Here is a 2,401-nt window from a genome sequence, read left to right as displayed (position 1 = left end):
AAAATCAGGCGACGATGCCGAGGATGTCGGATTCCTTCATGATCAGCAGGTCCTGGCCGTCGACCTTGACCTCGGTGCCGGACCACTTGCCGAACAGCACGCGGTCGCCCGCCTTGACGTCGAGCGGAACCAGCTTGCCGGCTTCATCGCGCGCGCCGGGACCGACGGCGACGATTTCGCCTTCCTGCGGCTTTTCCTTGGCGGTATCCGGGATGATGATGCCGCCCTTGGTCTTTTCTTCGCTATCGAGACGCTTGACGACGACGCGGTCATGGAGGGGACGGAAGGCCATGGGTCTATCCTGTGTTTGCCGGCGCGGCCGGACGGCCGGGGCTGGGAAAAGAGCGCCTGTTAGCACTCCGGATATAGGAGTGCTAACAGGCTACCGGCTAAATAGGACCGCCACCCAAAGGTGTCAAGATTGAGCGATATCGCAAAATCGTGACCGGTCGCATGGGTAGGATGCAAGCCTGGTTAACACCCTGCTTTATACAGGCTGCGAAAGGCGTCCGGTATATCGCCAAGATCGGCTTCCAGTTCTTCGACTTCACCAATCGAACAAAGCCAGTCGAGATAGACTTCGTCGGTCATGAAGGCGGCCACGGTTTCAAGCGCCATGATGCGGTTTTGGGACGGAAGAAAAACCGTTTCGTCGTCCGACGACGACGAATAGCGCAGGAGTCCCGCGTGATTCCAGAAAACGCTGGGTTGAACGTCGATCCGCAGATCCGAAGGACCGGCGCTTCTGGCGTTCAGGATGTCATATGCGCCAACAAGCCAGGCGACGACGTGGGCGCGCCAAAGTGGGCAGGGGATCGCAAGAACGGAGCGAAGCCAAGCCGCGACGGCCTCGTTCGGCAAGAATTTCAGGCACAAGAACATCGAAGCGGAAAGGTCCCCGCTGACGGCGAACCACCGCCAGGTTCCCTTGCGGCGAGTGAGTTCCCGCTGGATAAGGCCGCCGCCGAAACTGCCTTCATACCAGCATTCCGCATCCATGACGCTTCGGCCGAGCGTCGCCAGAACATCCTCGAAAAAGCCCGGATAGGCCTCGGCCTCCTTGCCCGTGCGATATTGTCCCATGAACGCAGAGATAAGCGTCTCCAAATGGAATGAAAACGCCGAATATTCATGCGCGCGCGGTAAAGTCCGCGCGAGAATGTAATGGAACCACGTTGTCCACTCCTTTCGTGGCCCGAAGTTTTGCGGGCCAGTCGTCACTTCAAAAAGAACTTCTCTGAGCCGCGCAATCGAAATTTCGGCCAGATCGCCCATCAGATCGGGAAAGAACCTTCGCTCGCCCATGAACCAGGCCTCGCCCATTGGCTCCGCAGGACGGAGGAATGTTTGCTGCAAGCGGGCCAGAGCGTCCGGGTCGCATCCTTCGCCCGGGCGCCACAGGAAGGGTTTGATTTTTGAAATCGGAGGCTTCTTTTTCGGCATGGATTGACCGGAAACGAATAAGGCGAATAAAAGCGGAACGCTCGACAAGACTTTCTTATCGCGCCGAAATTAATATCACGAGCTTGAGCGCGCCGGACGATTCTGGAGGAAGGCCGAGATGAGCGTCGTCCTGACGTTTCTCGTCAATACGATCTTCAATCTGATCGTCGGGCTGATCGTCGCCAAATTTCTCGGCCCGGCCGAATATGGCAAATTCGCCCTCGCCGTGATGGTGATGGCCTTCGGCCAGGTGCTGGCCTTCGAATGGGTCCGGCTGTGCGGCATCCGTTTCTATTCCGAGCGGACCCGCCATGAGGCGCCCGAGACGCGCGCCACGCTCGACGCCGCTTTCCTGGCCTGCACGGCGCTGTTCCTGCCCCTCGCGCTGGTTTTCGCCTGGCTTGGCCCGCCATTCGCCTTGTCGCGCGAACTGATCGCGCTGGCCTTGTTGGCCTCCGTCGCCAATGGCCTGTTCGACTTCCACACCGCCTTGGTGCGCGCCCGTTTCGACGACCAGCTCTATGTGCGGCTGATCGTGAGCAAGAATCTGCTCGCCCTGGTCCTGACCGCCGGCGGCGCCTGGGCCACCGGCTCGGCGACGGTGGCGCTGATCGCCGGCATGAGCAGCCTCGCCGGCTCCCTATTGATCTGGCGCGGCCGCCTGATCGACCGAGACGCCCCGCTGAAGCTTGCCGACCGGCGGCTGATCCATCCCTTCGCGCATTATGCCGCGCCCATCGTCGCGGCCGTGGTGCTTTATCAACTGATCCCGCTCGGCAACCGCGATCTCGTCGCGCGCCTGTACGGCTTCGCCGAGACCGGCAAATTCGCCCTCGCCTATGACCTCGGCCTGCGCGCGGTGCAGGCGATTGGCTCGGCGCTCGACGTCCTGCTGTTCCAGATCGCGGTGCGCGCGCATGATTCCCACGGCGAGAGCCACGCCAAGGCGCAGGTGGCG

General features: G+C 61.1%; 3 protein-coding genes. 1 reads left to right on the top strand and 2 read right to left on the bottom strand.

Features of this window, described 5'->3' with window-relative positions; all coding sequences use genetic code 11:
* Positions 1 to 4: 4 nt before the first annotated feature.
* Both groES and ACE3S9_RS18550 read right to left on the bottom strand, forming a co-directional pair.
* Entirely contained in the window at positions 5 to 292 is a 288-nt protein-coding gene (groES, locus tag ACE3S9_RS18555; RefSeq protein ID WP_374547954.1) for a co-chaperone GroES, read from the bottom strand.
* A 182-nt stretch (positions 293 to 474) separates the two neighbouring features.
* The gene (locus ACE3S9_RS18550; protein WP_374547953.1) at positions 475 to 1,491 is read right to left on the bottom strand and encodes a hypothetical protein; all 1,017 of its coding nucleotides are present in this window, start codon (positions 1,489 to 1,491) and stop codon (positions 475 to 477) included.
* A gap of 70 nt (positions 1,492 to 1,561) precedes the next feature.
* Here ACE3S9_RS18550 and ACE3S9_RS18545 point away from each other — a divergent pair.
* On the top strand, positions 1,562 to 2,401 hold an 840-nt coding region (locus tag ACE3S9_RS18545; protein ID WP_374547952.1), incomplete at its 3' end, for a lipopolysaccharide biosynthesis protein.

The organism is Rhodoblastus sp. (genome assembly GCF_041915505.1).
Taxonomy (GTDB): domain Bacteria; phylum Pseudomonadota; class Alphaproteobacteria; order Rhizobiales; family Beijerinckiaceae; genus Rhodoblastus.
Note: the sequence above shows the minus strand (reverse complement) of the source record. Positions and strands in the feature narration are given on the sequence as shown.

Excerpts from the sequence above, each read along its gene's own strand:
- groES (WP_374547954.1), bottom strand. The coding sequence starts at position 292 with ATGGCCTTCCGTCCCCTCCATGACCGCGTCGTCGTCAAGCGTCTCGAT.